Source organism: Bacillus sp. CGMCC 1.16607 (assembly GCF_042683745.1).
Taxonomy (GTDB): Bacteria; Bacillota; Bacilli; order Bacillales; family Cytobacillaceae; genus Pseudoneobacillus.
Genome location: NZ_JBHUJX010000008.1, coordinates 598,376 through 614,802 on the forward strand (window position 1 = coordinate 598,376; position 16,427 = coordinate 614,802).

Consider the following 16,427-nt stretch of genomic DNA (forward strand, 5'->3'; position numbering starts at 1 on the left):
TTGACTAATTGACTAAGAATAGATAAAGATATAGTTGAATTGATGTTTGACAATAGTAGTTTATATCGTTAATAATAGTGGATATTTTAATCCCTCTAAGGAGGACATATGGATGTCGGAATTTTTAGTAATCGTCGAATCGCCTGCAAAAGCGAAAACGATTGAAAGATATTTAGGTAAAAAATACAAAGTTAAAGCTTCCATGGGACATTTAATTGATTTACCAAAAAGTCAAATGGGTGTAAATATAGAAAATAATTTTGAACCGAAATATATTACGATTCGTGGAAAAGGACCAATTTTAAAAGATTTAAAGCTAGCTGCTAAAAAGGCAAAAAAGATTTTTCTTGCGGCTGACCCTGATCGCGAAGGAGAAGCTATTGCTTGGCATTTGGCACAAAGCTTGTCCATTGATATAACTTCAGATTGTCGTGTTGTATTTAATGAAATTACAAAGGATGCGATTAAAGAATCGTTTAAACACCCGAGACCTATTAATATGGATTTAGTTGACGCTCAACAAGCAAGAAGAATACTGGATCGTCTTGTAGGGTATAACATTAGTCCATTGCTATGGAAAAAAGTAAAAAAAGGTTTAAGCGCTGGTCGCGTCCAGTCTGTAGCTGTTCGTTTAATCATTGATCGTGAAAATGAAATAAATGAATTTGTACCCGAGGAATATTGGACGATTGATGGAGAATTTTTAAAAGGGAAAGAAGTCTTTGAAGCAAGCTTCTTCGGAATAGATGGAAAAAAATTAGAGCTAGGTTCAGAAGAAGAAGTAAAAGAAATATTAAAGCAAATGAAGGGCAAAAAGTTATTAGTAGATTCAGTTACTAAAAAAGAGCGTAAGCGTAACCCAGCACTACCTTTTACTACATCTTCTTTACAACAAGAAGCGGCTCGAAAATTAAACTTTCGTGCTAAAAAGACGATGATGCTAGCTCAGCAGCTTTATGAAGGAATAGAGCTAGGTAAAGAAGGTACCGTTGGTTTAATCACATATATGAGAACCGATTCAACTAGGATATCTGAAGTTGCCCTTGCTGAAGCAAATAACTATATCGAAGCTACTTTTGGTAAAGAATATTTGCTTGAAAATGCACGCAAGGAGAAAAAGCAATCGAATACACAAGATGCACATGAAGCCATAAGACCAACAAGTACATTAAGAGATCCGCAATTATTAAAAGAATTCTTATCAAGAGATCAATTTCGATTGTATAAATTAATTTGGGATCGATTTGTTGCAAGCCAGATGGCATCGGCTATCATGGACACAATGAGTGTGGATTTAAAAAACGGAAAAGTCTTTTTCCGTGCAAATGGTTCTAAAATTAAATTTCCAGGATTTATGAAGGTATATGTGGAAGGAACGGATGATCAATCAGAAGATCGAGATAAAATGCTCCCAAATCTTAAAGAAGGGGATGAAGTCCTAAAAAAAGACATTGAACCTAAACAGCATTTTACACAGCCGCCACCTCGATATACGGAAGCACGTCTAGTAAAAACACTTGAAGAGTTAGGGATTGGTCGACCATCTACCTTTGCCCCTACACTAGACACGATTCAGAAGAGGGGTTATGTTTCACTTGATAATAAACGATTTATTCCAACCGAATTAGGTGAAATAATCCATCAATTAATTGTAGAATTTTTCCCTGATATTATTGACGTTGATTTTACAGTCAAGATGGAACAAGGATTAGATGATATTGAAGATGGCAAAATAAATTGGGTGAAAATTATAGATGATTTTTATCGCGATTTTGAGGCACATTTAGAAAAAGCAGAGAAAGAAATGGAAGAAATAGAAATTAAAGATGAACCTGCTGGTGAAGATTGTGATTTATGTGGCAATCCAATGGTTTTTAAGATGGGAAGGTACGGAAAATTCATGGCTTGTAGTAATTTCCCTGATTGCCGAAATACGAAACCAATCGTTAAAGATATTGGAGTAAAATGTCCAAAATGTGAACCTGGAAATATTATTGAAAGAAAAAGTAAAAAACGAAGAATTTTTTACGGTTGTAATCAATTTCCTGAATGTGATTTCTTATCTTGGGATAAACCGATTGCCAGAGCTTGTCCAAAATGTGAAAGTTTATTGGTAGAAAAGAAGCTGAAAAAAGGTATTCAGGTTCAGTGTGTTCAATGTGACTATAAAGAAGAACAGCAAAGTTAAGGGTGAGAAAATGCTCACTCTTTTTCTTTTATTGGAAACTATAAAATATTCGGATATAAATAACTTTTTAAATTGTATGGTTCACGTCCAGCTACAGCGCCTAGCCCCTCGAGGTCAAATGTTCTAAACCCAAAAAGTCAAAGAACGAATTTCTGGGTTTAGAAGCATTTGCTTGTCGGGGCTGAGCAAGGCGCTTCCTCTTTTGTACTTTTGTATTGATTTTTGTAGGAATATAAGGCTTTAACCTTTTTTTATTTTAATTCGTATTGTACAATGCAGAATGGATATGAATGAAGAAAGAGTAAAAAAGTGTATCAAAATACAATAATAGAAATAATGAAAATGGATTAGTTATGAAACAGGAGGATTTTCATGAGTGAAATATATGTAAATGTAATCGGAGCAGGATTAGCTGGTAGTGAGGCTGCGTGGCAAATTGCAAAGAGAGGCATAAAAGTAAAATTATTTGAAATGCGCCCTGTAAAACAAACACCTGCGCATCATACAGATAAATTTGCTGAATTAGTTTGTAGCAATTCATTAAGAGCTAACACGTTGACAAATGCGGTTGGTGTATTAAAAGAAGAAATGAGAAGGCTTGATTCTGTTATTATACAAGCTGCTGATGAGTGTGCCGTTCCAGCAGGTGGTGCTTTAGCAGTTGATCGTCATGAATTTGCCGCAAGGGTGACTGAATTGGTTAGGAATCATCCCAATGTCACTGTCTTAAATGAAGAAGTTACGGATATTCCAGAAGGACCTACAGTTATAGCTACTGGACCTTTAACTAGTGAAGGGTTATCAAACAGCCTCCGAAATTTAACTGGGGAAGATTATTTATATTTTTATGATGCCGCAGCTCCTATTCTTGAAAAAGAAAGCATAAATATGGATAAGGTGTATTTAAAATCACGTTATGACAAAGGAGAAGCAGCTTATTTAAACTGTCCAATGACAGAGGAAGAATTTGATCGTTTTTATGAAGCGCTAATTTCCGCAGAAACTGTTCCTTTAAAAGAATTTGAAAAGGAAATTTTCTTTGAAGGTTGTATGCCAATTGAAGTTATGGCAAGCCGTGGAAAGAAGACAATGCTTTTTGGCCCAATGAAGCCAGTAGGTTTAGAAGATCCTCGCACCGGTAAAAGACCATATGCTGTTGTTCAGCTTAGACAGGATGATGCTGCAGGAACTTTATATAATATTGTTGGATTCCAAACTCATTTAAAATGGGGACCTCAAAAGGAGGTTCTTCAGTTGATTCCTGGATTAGAAAATGTTGAAATTGTTCGGTATGGAGTCATGCATCGGAATACATTTATTAATTCGCCAAAAGTTTTACGAGCAACTTATCAATTTAAGGAGCGTTCTGATTTATTTTTTGCAGGTCAGATGACTGGTGTTGAAGGTTATGTAGAATCAGCTGCTAGTGGATTAATAGCTGGTATTAACGCAGCAAGACTTGTATCAAATGAGGAGCCATTGGAATTTCCTCATGAAACAGCCATTGGTAGTATGGCGCGTTATATAACTACTACTAATTCAAAAAATTTCCAACCGATGAATGCAAACTTTGGATTATTTCCAGAACTTCCTGAAAAAATAAAAGGTAAGAAAGAAAGATATGAAAAGCATGCAAATAGGGCGCTAGAAACAATTCAGAACTTTGTGAAAAATTTGTAAAATCAATTGCAAGGGCTATTAATGTATGATAATATTTAATAGCCTTTGTGAGGTGAGGATTCTTTGGTAAATGTGAACGTTTCATTACAGTTATTTATTGAATATTTACAAATAGAGAAAAATTACTCAAAATATACTATTGAACATTATCAACATGATATTAGTGAATTTATTATGTTCATGACTGAACAAGCAATTCCAGATTTTCCAGATGTTCGATATTCTGATACACGTCTATATTTAACCAAACTATTTGAAAAGAAATTATCACGGAAAACAATTGCTCGCAGAATTTCAAGTTTAAGAAGTTTTTATAAATTTCTTTTGCGTGAAAGTATAATTGAAGATAATCCATTTTCACTTTTGTCCATTCCAAAAATTGAAAAAAGGTTACCTGAATTTTTTTATGAAGAAGAATTAGAACAACTTTTTGTGTCATGTGAAGTGGAGACGCCCATTGGTCAAAGAAATAAAGCAATATTGGAAATGCTCTATGCTACGGGGATCCGAGTCAGTGAATGTTGTCAAATTCGATTAAAAGATATTGATTTTTCCTACTCAACTGTTTTGATTCATGGAAAAGGAAGTAAAGATCGCTATGTACCTTTTGGGAAATTTGCACATGAGGCCATTCTTCAGTACATAAATGATGGAAGACAGAAATTAATATCTAGTAAACAGCCACATGATTTTTTATTTGTTAATTTTCGTGGAGGTTCTTTAACAGATAGAGGGATTCGAACTATTTTAAATTCGATGATCGATAAATCAACATTAAACGGGAAAATCCACCCACATATGTTGAGGCATACATTTGCAACTCATTTGTTAAATAAAGGTGCAGATATGCGTTCGGTTCAAGAATTATTAGGTCACGCGTTTCTATCGTCAACACAAGTTTATGCCCATGTTACGAACGATTATTTAAGGAATACGTATTTAAAGCATCATCCACGTGCGTAATTTTAGAATGAAGGGGTGCATTTTATGTCTCAATTTCATGCAACGACGATTTTTGGAATCCATCATAAAGGTGAATGTGCGATGTCAGGTGATGGTCAAGTTACTTTTGGTAGTGCAGTTGTGATGAAACACACTGCAAGAAAAGTACGGAAGTTGTTTAATGGAAAAGTCTTAGCAGGTTTTGCTGGTTCAGTAGCTGATGCTTTTACATTATTTGAAATGTTTGAAGGGAAATTAGAAGAGTTCAATGGAAGTCTTCAACGTGCTGCTGTGGAGCTTGCAAAACAGTGGAGAAGCGATCGAGTTCTAAGAAAGTTAGAAGCGATGCTTATTGTTATGGATAAAGAGCATATGCTGTTAATTTCTGGTACGGGTGAAGTTATTGAACCTGATGATGGTATTTTAGCGATCGGTTCTGGAGGAAATTACGCATTGGCAGCTGGGCGTAGTTTGAAAAAATATAGTGGTGAACATTTATCAGCAAGAGAGATCGCAAAGGCCTCATTAGAAATTGCAGCTGAAATATGTGTTTATACAAATGAAAATATTATCGTTGAAGAGTTATAACGGGAAGGAGAATTGATTCATGTTAAAAGGAACGAATTTAACCCCCCGACAAATTGTTGAAAAGCTTGACCAATTTATTGTAGGCCAAAAGGATGCTAAAAAAGCTGTAGCGGTTGCACTTAGAAATCGTTATCGTCGAAGTCTACTTGATGAGAAGTTGCGCGAAGAGATTATTCCAAAAAATATATTAATGATCGGTCCAACTGGTGTAGGTAAGACTGAAATCGCGCGAAGAATGGCAAAGTTAGTTGGAGCGCCATTTATTAAAGTAGAAGCAACGAAATTTACTGAGGTCGGTTATGTTGGTCGTGATGTAGAATCCATGGTTCGCGATTTAGTCGAGACATCTGTTCGACTGGTTAAAGAAGATAAAATGCAACGTGTAAAAGAAAGAGCAGAACGTAATGCAAATAATCGGTTAATTGATTTATTAGCTCCATCGGCTAAGAAAACAAATAATATTAAAAATCCTCTAGAATTATTATTCGGTGGCGGAAGTGGAGAAAAAGAGCAGGAATCATCTGCATCTGAAGAGCATGATTTAAATGAAAAACGCCGTACTCTTAGGGAAAAACTTGCTTTAGGTGAACTTGAAAATGAACAAGTGACAGTGGAAGTTGAAGAACAAACACCTTCCATGTTCGATATGCTTCAAGGCTCAGGTATGGAGCAAATGGGTATGAATATGCAAGATGCTTTTAGTAGTTTAATGCCCAAAAAACGAAAGAAAAGAAAATTAACAGTAAAAGAGGCAAGAATCGTGTTAACAAATGAGGAAGCTCAGAAGTTAATCGATATGGATGAGGTAACACAAGAAGCCATTGTTAGAGCAGAACAAACAGGGATAATTTTTATCGATGAAATCGATAAAATAGCTAGTAAGAATTCGGGAGGATCATCAGCGGATGTTTCTAGAGAAGGAGTCCAACGAGATATCCTACCTGTTGTTGAAGGTTCTACAATCGTAACAAAATATGGTTCAGTTAAAACAGATTATATTTTATTTATTGCTGCAGGTGCTTTTCATATGGCGAAACCTTCTGATTTAATACCGGAATTACAAGGTCGCTTCCCGATTCGCGTCGAATTGACAAAACTAACTGTAAATGACTTCTACCGAATTTTAGTGGAACCTGATAATGCATTAGTAAAACAATATTCGGCATTATTGGAAACAGAAGGTATACAAATTGAATTTTCTGACGATGCTATTCATAAGATAGCTGAAGTGGCATTTGAAGTAAATCAAAATACCGATAATATTGGAGCGCGAAGACTTCATACAATTTTGGAAAAACTACTTGAAGATTTATCATTTGAGGCACCAGATATCTCGATGGAGAAAATAACGATTACCCCACATTATGTTGAAGAAAAATTGGGAGTTATTGCGCGAGATAAGGATTTAAGTCAATTTATTTTATAAGTAACTGGTTCATATAGAACTATTGGCAAAAATACTCCTCAATTTTAGTATTAGTTGATTAAATAGAGAAATAATAGTGGAAGCAATAGGAGGAAGAAAAATGAATTTATTAACCAAAACAAGAAAAATTAATGCTTTATTACAAAAAGCTGCTGGGAAACCAGTTAATTTTAAAGAAATGTCCGAGACTTTAAGCGAGGTTATTGAGGCGAATATTTTTGTTGTAAGTCGTAGAGGGAAATTATTAGGATTTGCGATTAATCAACAAATTGAGAATGAGCGAATGAAGAAAATGTTGGAGGACCGTCAATTCCCTGAAGAATATACGAATAATTTATTTAATCTCCAGGAAACTTCTTCTAATCTTGATGTAGAAAGTGAATATACGGCATTTCCAATCGAAAATAAAGATTTATTCCGTAGCGGATTAACAACAATCGTTCCAATAATCGGTGGGGGAGAGCGTTTAGGAACATTAATACTTGCACGTTTAGAAGAAAAATTTCATGATGATGATTTAATCCTCGGTGAATACGGTGCAACGGTTGTTGGAATGGAAATATTACGCGAAAAAGCAGAGGAAATTGAAGAAGAAGCTCGTAGTAAAGCAGTTGTTCAAATGGCAATTAGTTCATTATCGTACAGTGAGTTAGAAGCAATTGAACATATTTTTGAAGAATTAAACGGACACGAAGGATTATTGGTTGCTTCAAAAATTGCTGACCGCGTTGGTATTACTCGTTCCGTCATTGTTAATGCATTACGAAAGCTAGAAAGTGCTGGAGTAATTGAATCACGTTCTCTTGGGATGAAAGGGACGTATATTAAAGTATTAAATGATAAATTTTTATTTGAATTAGAAAAGTTAAAAACAAATTAAAAAAAACACTGAATGGCGTAATTGCTATTCAGTGTTTTTTTAATTTTTGGATACATAATCATAACCACCATATTAAAAGAGGATTTATTTTTTTATTATAATTGCCCAACTTAATAATTGTTAGGAAAATTTAGTTCTAAATACTCAAACATATTTTCTGAAAATATATTAATATAAGTTAATGAGTAGAAATCGACAAAAATCGCGAAAAAATATTCTACACGAAAAGTCAAGAAATATGATAAAATGACAATTATTAACTAGAGCAACCATTAAAATATATAGTACCAGCTATAGTATTTACTAAATTCGACATAGACAACTATTTTTATTTTCATTACAATGAACTAAGTAGATTTCTACAATAACCACTATAAATCTACAAAATTCTACGAGGTGTATTTATGAAGCTTTTTTCTGGCACAATCTCGACTTTAGAACAAGGTCTGAATTACGCATCACTTAAACAAAAAGTGATATCACAAAATATAGCGAATGTTGATACTCCAAATTATAAAGCAATGAATGTCAGTTTTAAAAATGTTTTACAAAATGAACTACAATCAACAATAAATGCAAAGCGAACAAATTCACGTCATTTTGATTTTCAATCACAATCAGGTCAGCAAAATTTCATTAGCCATAATCCTGTTCAGTATAACCATAATGGAAATAGTGTGGATTTGGATAAAGAGATGGCAGATCTTGCAACGAATCAAATTTATTACAATGCATTGATAGAACGAATTAATGGGAAATTTTCAACGCTCCAAAATGTCATTCGAGGAGGTAAATAAAAATGTCTATGTTCACTAGTATGAATACTACATCTTCTGCTTTAACTGCTCAAAGGCTGAGAATGGACGTCATATCCTCAAACATGGCAAATGTTGATTCGACTAGAGGGAAATACATTAATGGAGAGTGGGTACCATATCGTCGTAAATCGGTCGTTTTAGAACCTAAGGGTGGATCTTTTCATTCCTTTCTAAATATGGCTATGAATCATACAACGGCAGAAAATGGGGTTAGGGTTTCAAAAGTAGTCGAAGATACGAATACGCCATTTAAAATGGTTTATGATCCTGAACATCCTGATGCTAATGAAGAAGGGTATGTTCAATTACCGAATGTAGACCCTTTAAGGGAAATGGTGGATTTAATTAGTGCAACTCGCTCGTATGAAGCAAATGTTACTGTTTTTAATGCTTCTAAAGGTATGATGATGAAAGCTCTAGAAATCGGAAAATAAAGGAGAGTTTTAATAAATGGATAAGGTTATATTCCCTTCAGTAAGTCAATTATACTCTTCAAATAAATTAACAGGCTCTACGAAGTCTACTAATACACCATTCGAAACGCAGAAAAGTTTTGCGTCCGTATTAAAAGAAACAATTAGTAATGTAAATAAAGCACAAATTGATTCAGATGTAATGACTAATAAACTTGCACGTGGTGAAAACGTTGATCTACATCAAGTAATGATTACATCCCAAAAAGCAAGTATTACCCTCCAAGCTACGATGGAGGTTCGGAATAAAGTAGTAGAAGCTTACCAAGAAATTATGAGAATGCAAGTTTAATAGATTACTTAAAAATTTGGAGCGGTTATTAACTGCCTGCCGAAATATAAGACAGAATAACCGGGGGTTATTATGAAAGAGTCGTTTCAAAGAAACTTAAACAAATATAAAGAGTTTTGGAACAATCGTACAAAAAAACAAAAGCTTACTTATGTAGGCTCTTTCCTGTTTTTAATTTTAGCTATTTCATTAGTTGTATTCTTTACTACCAGAACAACATTGGTTCCACTATATAGTAATTTAACCCCATCTGAAACAGGCACGATTAAGGAAAATTTAGATGGACGAGGGATTGTATCGGAAATAAGTGATGGCGGGACTACAATCAAAGTTCCTGAAGAAGCCGTGGATAATCTAAAAGTAGAGTTAGCCGCACAGGGAATACCAAAGTCTGGTAGTATCGATTACTCCTTTTTTAGTCAAAATGCTGGAATTGGAACTACAGATAACGAATTTAAAGTAATGAAGCTTGACGCGATGCAAACCGAATTGGCTAACTTAATGAAAGGCATAGACGGGATTAATGATGCCAAGGTTATGATTACCCTTCCCGATAAAGGAATTTTTGTAAGCGATCAAACAGAAGCAGCATCAGCTTCTATCGTGTTAAATACAAAAGCAGGTTATCAATTTGAAGATGCACAAATTAAAGCCCTATATCATTTAGTATCAAAAAGTGTTCCTAATCTCCCTACAGATAATATCGTCATCATGAACCAATTTTTTGAGTATTTTTCTTTAAATGATGAAAAAAATTCCAATGGAACAACTTTTGCCTCCCAAAATCAGATTAAGAAAGAGATTGAGAGGGATGTACAAAGACAAGTTCAAAATATGCTTGGTACTTTAATGGGACATGATAAAGTCGTTGTTTCTGTTACAGCGGATGTTGATTTTACACAAGAAAAAAGTGAACAGAATTTAGTCACTCCAGTTGATCAGGAAAATATGAAAGGTATTGCCATCAGTGCTCATAAAATTACTGAAACGTTTACTGGTAATGGTGCATCTGCAGGTGGAATTCCTCAAGGGGAGGATTCTTCAGATGCACTTGGTTCATATGTAGAAGGATCAACAAACTCCAACGGAGATTACGAAAAAATAGAAGAGACGATTAATAACGAGGTAAATCGAATTCGCAAAGAAATCGTTGAAAGTCCTTATAAAATTAGAGATTTAGGGATCCAAGTTATGGTTGAACCTCCAAATCCAGATGATTTAGCTTCATTGCCACAAGAACGTGTAGATGATATTACGAAAATTTTAGGAACGATAGTTAGAACAACGATTGATAAGAATGCAAATGGTACAGAGTTAACAGATGAGGTTTTAAAAGATAAAATCGCAGTTTCAGTACAAAAGTTTAATGGAAAAGTGGAATTTAATGAACAAACAAAAACTAGCCTTCCATGGTGGATTTATTTAGCAGGTGGAATTCTACTTACTATTATTGGAGTACTTATTTTCCTTTATATTAGAGCGAAAAGAAAACGACAAGAAGAACTAGAACAGGAGCGTCAAGAAATTGACCCAATCTACGTACAAGATGTAAATGAAGAGACCGAAACGGAAAATAGTGTACGTAAGAAGCAGCTTGAGAAAATGGCAAAAGAAAAACCAGAAGATTTTGCTAAGCTACTTCGTTCATGGATTGCTGAAGAATAGAAATATGGAGGTGTAGTTAATGGCTAAAAAAGATCAAAAAGAGTTAACAGGTAAACAAAAAGCGGCTATCCTCCTTATTTCACTTGGCCCTGATGTATCAGCATCTGTTTATAAACATTTAAGTGAGGAAGAAATAGAGAAGCTAACATTGGAAATATCAGGTGTAAGAAAAGTCGATTCACAGGCTAAAGAAGAAATTTTAGAAGAATTTCACAATATTGCACTAGCACAGGATTATATTACTCAGGGAGGAATTGGGTACGCCAAAACCGTATTAGAAAAGGCTCTTGGTCCTGAACAGGCAGCTGTTATTATCAATCGTCTTACCTCTTCATTACAAGTAAGACCATTTGAGTTTGCTAGAAAAGCAGATGCCGCACAAATTTTGAATTTTATTCAAAATGAGCATCCGCAAACAATCGCATTAATTCTTTCTTATTTAGATTCTGCAAAGGCGGGACAAATACTTTCTGAATTGCCTCAAGAAATGCAAGCTGATATTGCACGAAGAATTGCTGTAATGGATAGCACTTCTCCTGAAATCATCAATGAAGTAGAACAAATTTTAGAAAAGAAATTATCTTCTACAGTGAGTCAAGATTATACTCAAACTGGTGGAATTGAAGCAGTTGTAGATGTTCTAAATGGAGTTGATCGTGCAACGGAAAGAACAATCCTCGATGCACTAGAAATACAGGATCCTGAGTTAGCTGAAGAAATTAAAAAGAGAATGTTTGTATTCGAAGATATTGTTACCCTTGATAATCGTGCGATACAGCGTGTGATTCGCGATTGTGAAAATGAAGATCTCATGCTAGCTCTAAAAGTTTCTTCAGATGAAGTAAAAGAAATCGTCTTTAAAAATATGTCTAAACGGATGGTTGAGAGTTTTAAAGAGGAAATGGAATTCATGGGTCCTGTTCGTTTACGAGATGTTGAGGAGGCCCAATCACGTATCGTCGCGATTATTCGACGACTAGAAGAGGCTGGTGAAATCGTCGTTGCTCGCGGAGGAGGGGATGATATTATTGTCTAGACTAATTAAATCAGGTTGGACAAACCCTGAACCAGTAACTAAAAAAGTTATTTCAATTCGTATGATCCCAAGCATCGATATAGAAAATGACATTATCGAAGAACAACCTGCAGGAAAAAGTATGGAGGAAATATTAGCTGATGTTCAATTAGAAGCAGAAGCTATTAAAAGACATGCAATCGAAGAAGCTGAAAATATTCGATTTCAAATAGAACAAGATAAATTGTTTTGGGAAGAAGAGAAACAGCGGTTAATAATTGCTGCCCAAAATGACGGCTTTGAACAAGGGTTATTACAGGGTCGCGATCAAGGATTAACTGAATACCAGGAGTTAATTCAAAGTGCGCATGAAGTAGTTGTAGCATCTAAAAATGAATACCAGAAACAAGTTGAATCCGCTGATCAAACGATATTAAATATTGCAATGTCTGTAGCGGAGAAAATTTTAAATAAAAAACTTGAGGATCAAGAACAATTCTTTCCAATAGTTAAAAGAGCTTTAATAGAAGCTAAAAATTATCGCGAAATTCAACTTCACATTCATCCTACACATTATGGATTCCTTTTATCTCATAAAGATGAATTAATGGGCTTATTTCCGAGGGAAACTGATTTTTACTTGTATCCAAATGATTCATTAACTGAATGGAGTTGCGTCATTGAATCTTCAAATGGTCGGATTGATGCAAGCGTTGATAGTCAATTAATAGAAATCAAGAAAAAGCTTCAGGAAATGATGGAGAGTGAGTAAAAATGAACTGGGACCAATTCATTTATGATATACACCAAATCGACACATTTAAACGATATGGGAGAGTTAAACGTGTTGTCGGATTAATGATCGAGTCACAAGGACCTGAAAGCTCGATTGGTGATGTGTGTTTGATTCATGTTGGTTCCAAAAATAAAAGAGTGATACAAGCAGAGGTTGTAGGATTTAAGGAAGAAAATATATTATTAATGCCCTATACGGCATTAAGTGATATTTCTCCAGGCAGTTTAGTCGAGGCTACTGCTAAGCCATTAGAAATAAAAGTAGGGGCAGGCTTAGTCGGAAGTGTCATCGATTCAATGGGCCTACCATTAGATGGCTCGAACTTGCCGAAAGGTTTAACCCCTGTTTTAACAGAACAAGCTCCACCTAACCCAATGAAGAGACCTCCCATTGAACACTCGATTGAAGTGGGAGTACGTATGATTGATGGTTTATTAACTGTAGGTAGAGGTCAGCGTGTCGGAATATTTGCAGGAAGTGGTGTAGGGAAAAGTACTTTACTAGGGATGATTGCTCGAAATACGAAAGCTGATCTCAATGTGATCGCTCTTATAGGAGAGCGTGGTCGAGAAGTTAGAGAATTTATTGAGCGTGATCTAGGAGAGGAAGGGTTGCGTCGCTCCATTGTTGTTGTAGCAACATCTGATCAGCCAGCCTTAATGAGAATTAAAGGGGCTTATACGGCAACAGCAATAGCCGAATATTTTCGGGATAAAGGTCTTAATGTCATGCTCATGATGGATTCGGTTACACGTGTTGCTATGGCACAACGTGAAATAGGGTTAGCTACTGGTGAGCCTCCAACTACAAAAGGATATACTCCATCCGTTTTTGCCGTATTACCAAAGCTTTTAGAGCGTACAGGAACAAATGAATTAGGATCTATAACAGCTTTTTACACTGTATTGGTTGATGGCGATGACATGAATGAACCGATAGCAGATACAGTTCGAGGAATTTTAGATGGACATTTTGTATTGGATCGTGAACTTGCAAATAAAGGGCAGTTTCCGGCACTAAATATTTTAAAAAGTATAAGTCGGGTCATGAACAATATTGTCCCAATAGAACATAGGCAGTCTGCTGAAAAATTAAGAGAACTGTTAAGTACGTTTATTAATTCAGAAGATTTGATAAATATAGGAGCCTATAAAAAAGGTTCTTCGCGTGAAATAGATGAAGCAATAAGATTGTATCCAAAAATCTTATCCTATTTGAAACAAGGAACCCATGACAAAGTCTCAATGGAAGAAAGTCTAGAATCATTACACCATTTGATTGTTAAAGGAGAATAAACGCATGCGCTATCAATTCAAATTCGATCAAATTCTTCATATTAAGGAAAGAGAGAAAGATGATGCGCTAGCGATTTTTAATGAGTCTGTAAGAAGCTTCGAAGAAGTAGCTGAAAAGTTGTATGATCTATTAAAAAAAAAGGAAGATTTGGAAACGTATCAATTAGAACGATTGGGGTATGGTATTCCTGTCCAAGAGATTAGACACCATCAGCAATTCATTTTGAATATAGAAAAGACCATTGAACACTATCAAAAAATGGTTATGAATGCACGTAATCGAATGAATTTTCTTCAAGAAAAACTATTAGAGAAAAATATCGAAGTGAAGAAATATGTAAAAATGAAAGAAAAAAGTTTTAGTAAATTTTTAGAAGAAATGAAATATTTGGAAGATAAACAAATGGATGATATCTCATTACAACAATTTATGTATCGTGGAAACTAGGTGAATGTATGGATAAATCGTTAGAACAAAATGAAAATAAGACAAATCGTTTTCAATGGTTTCTTGTTGTCGTAATTATCCCATTATTATTTGCGATAACGGTTACGATTATTGTCATGACAATTGCCGGGATAAATGTTTTTGAAACGGTAAATAAATATGGACAAAAACTGCCATTTGTTTCAAGCTATTTTGCTGATAATGATTCCCAATCTCTTGAAAAATTGGAATCTGATATAGTAGATCTTGAGGCATCTATAAAAGATGGGGAAGCAAAAATTGAAAAACTAGAATCACAGTTAGGAAATAAAGACGAAGAAATCGAAAAATATAAATTAGAAAAAGAACAACTTGAAATGCAAATCTCAGAATTAATGGCCATCCAAGAGGAAAACAAGCGTGCGTTTAAAGAAATTGTCCAAACCTATGAAACGATTTCAGCCAAAAAAGCTGCACCTATTGTAGTAAATCTTAAAGAAGAAGAAGCACTGAAAATTTTAACAAATGTGAAAGCTGAAACTTTAGCTTCAATTTTGGAAAATATGTCAGCGAAGGATGCTGCAAAATATACGGAACTATTAACTGCAAATGAAGGAAATGAATAGTTTTATGAATATGTGAAGGGGGGTGAAAATATGGGAAGTATTGGAGTTAGATCTATCCAGTTTAATAATGATATAAAAATGGAGAATACATCAAAATCAAATCAGCTATCTCCTAAAGGGTTTGGTGCAGTTCTATCAACTATTTTACAAACTGATCATTCTACACCTAAAGAAGATTTACAAGGTAATATTCCAATGTCCTCAAATGAGATGGAAGAATTAATTTCGTTTCTTCAGAATCAGGATCTATTTAATCTAGATAACGGTGCTGAAATCTTAAATAAGTTACTAGATAATTCCAATAGTAAAATAGAGGAACTCCCGTTAGAAACACTTTCAATGTCAGCTGATGAGTTGCTGAAACTACTAAATGAATTGGCTAATCTTTTAGGGAATGACGGGAAAGATCAAATTCCTATTCATTTTGATGAAAAGGAACTTATTGAGAATATGGACGATATTCTTGCTCTATTAACGAAGGCTCAAAGCTTGCCCAATCAGGAATTTCAAAAAATTGTAGATCAAGATTTTGCAAAAATTTTAAAATTCACAAAACTAGTGGATTTACTTTCTAAAAATCAAGATAATCTTAGGGAAAATGAAAAACTATCTAAATTGTTAGAAGCAATAACAAATAAGATAGAGCAATTAATGAAAAGTAATACAACAAATTTTAGAACTGAATACTTACAAAAGACCTTTACACTTTTAAGTAAAGAAATTAAGCAAAGTAATTCTGGTTTTGGAAGAACAGTTGTAGATTCATTATTAAATCAAAACAGTCAAATAATTGGCAAAGAATTTGAATTGCCTAACAATGGTGTTTCTTTATTACAACAAATGTCTAAGCCAGAACAATTAACTTTAATGCTTGAGGGTTCAAAGAAACCTGTTTCTCCTGAACAGTTAATGAAACAATTTGAGTCGATTCTATCCAAAAGTCAATTTACAAAAATGGATGGTATGCAAAAATTGATGATTAAATTAGCTCCAGAACATTTAGGTTCATTAAGGATAGAATTGATTCATAAAGACCAAATGTTGGTAGCGAAAATTTTAACTACTACTGGTGCAGCAAAAGATACTCTTGATTCTCATTTGAATGGCTTAAAGCAGGCAATGGCTAACCAAAACATACATGTAGAAAAAATTGAGATTTCACAGCAATTAACTCCTCAAGAACGTCCGTTTCAACGTGATACTGAGCATCAAGAGCAAGGACATGAACAAGAGAGTAAGAAAAAGGACAAACATGAGTCCAATGGAGAATTTACTGAATCTTTTGCAGAAGCTTTAGTAAATCTGGAAGTATAGGT

General features: G+C 34.5%; 16 protein-coding genes. All 16 read left to right on the forward strand.

The features are described from left to right. The first annotated feature begins 112 nt into the window (after positions 1–112). The 16 genes from topA to ACFSO7_RS05935 all read left to right on the forward strand — a co-directional run bounded on the left by topA (position 113) and on the right by ACFSO7_RS05935 (position 16,425). Complete coding sequence (gene topA / locus ACFSO7_RS05860) at positions 113–2,188, forward strand: type I DNA topoisomerase (protein WP_377876159.1); 2,076 nt, start codon at positions 113–115, stop codon at positions 2,186–2,188. 372 nt (positions 2,189–2,560) lie between these two features. Beyond that, positions 2,561–3,868: an FADH(2)-oxidizing methylenetetrahydrofolate--tRNA-(uracil(54)-C(5))-methyltransferase TrmFO gene (gene trmFO, locus ACFSO7_RS05865; protein ID WP_377876160.1), complete on the forward strand. Its 1,308-nt coding sequence runs from the start codon at positions 2,561–2,563 to the stop codon at positions 3,866–3,868. Positions 3,869–3,931: 63 nt separating this feature from the next. Continuing rightward, positions 3,932–4,831: a tyrosine recombinase XerC gene (xerC, locus tag ACFSO7_RS05870; RefSeq protein WP_377876162.1), complete on the forward strand. Its 900-nt coding sequence runs from the start codon at positions 3,932–3,934 to the stop codon at positions 4,829–4,831. A 24-nt stretch (positions 4,832–4,855) separates the two neighbouring features. Beyond that, complete coding sequence (hslV, locus tag ACFSO7_RS05875) at positions 4,856–5,398, forward strand: ATP-dependent protease subunit HslV (protein WP_377876164.1); 543 nt, start codon at positions 4,856–4,858, stop codon at positions 5,396–5,398. A gap of 19 nt (positions 5,399–5,417) precedes the next feature. Beyond that, complete coding sequence (gene hslU / locus ACFSO7_RS05880; protein WP_377876165.1) at positions 5,418–6,824, forward strand: ATP-dependent protease ATPase subunit HslU; 1,407 nt, start codon at positions 5,418–5,420, stop codon at positions 6,822–6,824. A gap of 100 nt (positions 6,825–6,924) precedes the next feature. Further along, the gene (gene codY / locus ACFSO7_RS05885) at positions 6,925–7,704 is read left to right on the forward strand and encodes a GTP-sensing pleiotropic transcriptional regulator CodY (RefSeq protein ID WP_377876167.1); all 780 of its coding nucleotides are present in this window, start codon (positions 6,925–6,927) and stop codon (positions 7,702–7,704) included. Positions 7,705–8,108: 404 nt separating this feature from the next. Beyond that, the gene (gene flgB, locus ACFSO7_RS05890) at positions 8,109–8,501 is read left to right on the forward strand and encodes a flagellar basal body rod protein FlgB (RefSeq protein WP_377876169.1); all 393 of its coding nucleotides are present in this window, start codon (positions 8,109–8,111) and stop codon (positions 8,499–8,501) included. Positions 8,502–8,503: 2 nt separating this feature from the next. Continuing rightward, entirely contained in the window at positions 8,504–8,956 is a 453-nt protein-coding gene (gene flgC, locus ACFSO7_RS05895; protein WP_377876171.1) for a flagellar basal body rod protein FlgC, read from the forward strand. A 16-nt stretch (positions 8,957–8,972) separates the two neighbouring features. After that, positions 8,973–9,287, forward strand: coding sequence for a flagellar hook-basal body complex protein FliE (gene fliE / locus ACFSO7_RS05900; protein WP_377876173.1), 315 nt, complete (start codon positions 8,973–8,975; stop codon positions 9,285–9,287). Positions 9,288–9,359: 72 nt separating this feature from the next. Continuing rightward, complete coding sequence (gene fliF, locus ACFSO7_RS05905; RefSeq protein WP_377876175.1) at positions 9,360–10,952, forward strand: flagellar basal-body MS-ring/collar protein FliF; 1,593 nt, start codon at positions 9,360–9,362, stop codon at positions 10,950–10,952. 19 nt (positions 10,953–10,971) lie between these two features. Then, positions 10,972–11,988 carry a flagellar motor switch protein FliG gene (fliG, locus tag ACFSO7_RS05910; RefSeq protein WP_377876177.1) on the forward strand — a complete coding sequence of 339 codons (1,017 nt, stop codon included), beginning with the start codon at positions 10,972–10,974 and terminating at the stop codon, positions 11,986–11,988. Further along, complete coding sequence (gene fliH / locus ACFSO7_RS05915; RefSeq protein WP_377876179.1) at positions 11,972–12,739, forward strand: flagellar assembly protein FliH; 768 nt, start codon at positions 11,972–11,974, stop codon at positions 12,737–12,739. The genes fliG and fliH overlap by 17 nt, the downstream gene beginning before the upstream one ends. Positions 12,740–12,741: 2 nt before the next feature. Further along, positions 12,742–14,058, forward strand: a complete 1,317-nt coding sequence (gene fliI, locus ACFSO7_RS05920; RefSeq protein WP_377876181.1) for a flagellar protein export ATPase FliI — start codon at positions 12,742–12,744, stop codon at positions 14,056–14,058. A 4-nt stretch (positions 14,059–14,062) separates the two neighbouring features. Next, the gene (gene fliJ, locus ACFSO7_RS05925; RefSeq protein ID WP_377876183.1) at positions 14,063–14,506 is read left to right on the forward strand and encodes a flagellar export protein FliJ; all 444 of its coding nucleotides are present in this window, start codon (positions 14,063–14,065) and stop codon (positions 14,504–14,506) included. Between the two features lie 8 nt (positions 14,507–14,514). After that, entirely contained in the window at positions 14,515–15,111 is a 597-nt protein-coding gene (locus ACFSO7_RS05930) for a MotE family protein (protein WP_377876185.1), read from the forward strand. 30 nt (positions 15,112–15,141) lie between these two features. Beyond that, positions 15,142–16,425 carry a flagellar hook-length control protein FliK gene (locus tag ACFSO7_RS05935; protein WP_377876187.1) on the forward strand — a complete coding sequence of 428 codons (1,284 nt, stop codon included), beginning with the start codon at positions 15,142–15,144 and terminating at the stop codon, positions 16,423–16,425. Positions 16,426–16,427 lie beyond the last annotated feature (2 nt).

Excerpts from the sequence above, each read along its gene's own strand:
- hslV (WP_377876164.1), top strand. The coding sequence starts at position 4,856 with ATGTCTCAATTTCATGCAACGACGATTTTTGGAATCCATCATAAAGGT.
- fliH (WP_377876179.1), top strand. The coding sequence starts at position 11,972 with ATGATATTATTGTCTAGACTAATTAAATCAGGTTGGACAAACCCTGAA.
- fliF (WP_377876175.1), top strand. The coding sequence starts at position 9,360 with ATGAAAGAGTCGTTTCAAAGAAACTTAAACAAATATAAAGAGTTTTGG.
- fliG (WP_377876177.1), top strand. The coding sequence starts at position 10,972 with ATGGCTAAAAAAGATCAAAAAGAGTTAACAGGTAAACAAAAAGCGGCT.
- ACFSO7_RS05930 (WP_377876185.1), top strand. The coding sequence starts at position 14,515 with ATGGATAAATCGTTAGAACAAAATGAAAATAAGACAAATCGTTTTCAA.
- codY (WP_377876167.1), top strand. The coding sequence starts at position 6,925 with ATGAATTTATTAACCAAAACAAGAAAAATTAATGCTTTATTACAAAAA.
- flgB (WP_377876169.1), top strand. The coding sequence starts at position 8,109 with ATGAAGCTTTTTTCTGGCACAATCTCGACTTTAGAACAAGGTCTGAAT.
- ACFSO7_RS05935 (WP_377876187.1), top strand. The coding sequence starts at position 15,142 with ATGGGAAGTATTGGAGTTAGATCTATCCAGTTTAATAATGATATAAAA.
- fliE (WP_377876173.1), top strand. The coding sequence starts at position 8,973 with ATGGATAAGGTTATATTCCCTTCAGTAAGTCAATTATACTCTTCAAAT.
- topA (WP_377876159.1), top strand. The coding sequence starts at position 113 with ATGTCGGAATTTTTAGTAATCGTCGAATCGCCTGCAAAAGCGAAAACG.
- trmFO (WP_377876160.1), top strand. The coding sequence starts at position 2,561 with ATGAGTGAAATATATGTAAATGTAATCGGAGCAGGATTAGCTGGTAGT.
- hslU (WP_377876165.1), top strand. The coding sequence starts at position 5,418 with ATGTTAAAAGGAACGAATTTAACCCCCCGACAAATTGTTGAAAAGCTT.
- fliI (WP_377876181.1), top strand. The coding sequence starts at position 12,742 with ATGAACTGGGACCAATTCATTTATGATATACACCAAATCGACACATTT.
- flgC (WP_377876171.1), top strand. The coding sequence starts at position 8,504 with ATGTCTATGTTCACTAGTATGAATACTACATCTTCTGCTTTAACTGCT.
- fliJ (WP_377876183.1), top strand. The coding sequence starts at position 14,063 with ATGCGCTATCAATTCAAATTCGATCAAATTCTTCATATTAAGGAAAGA.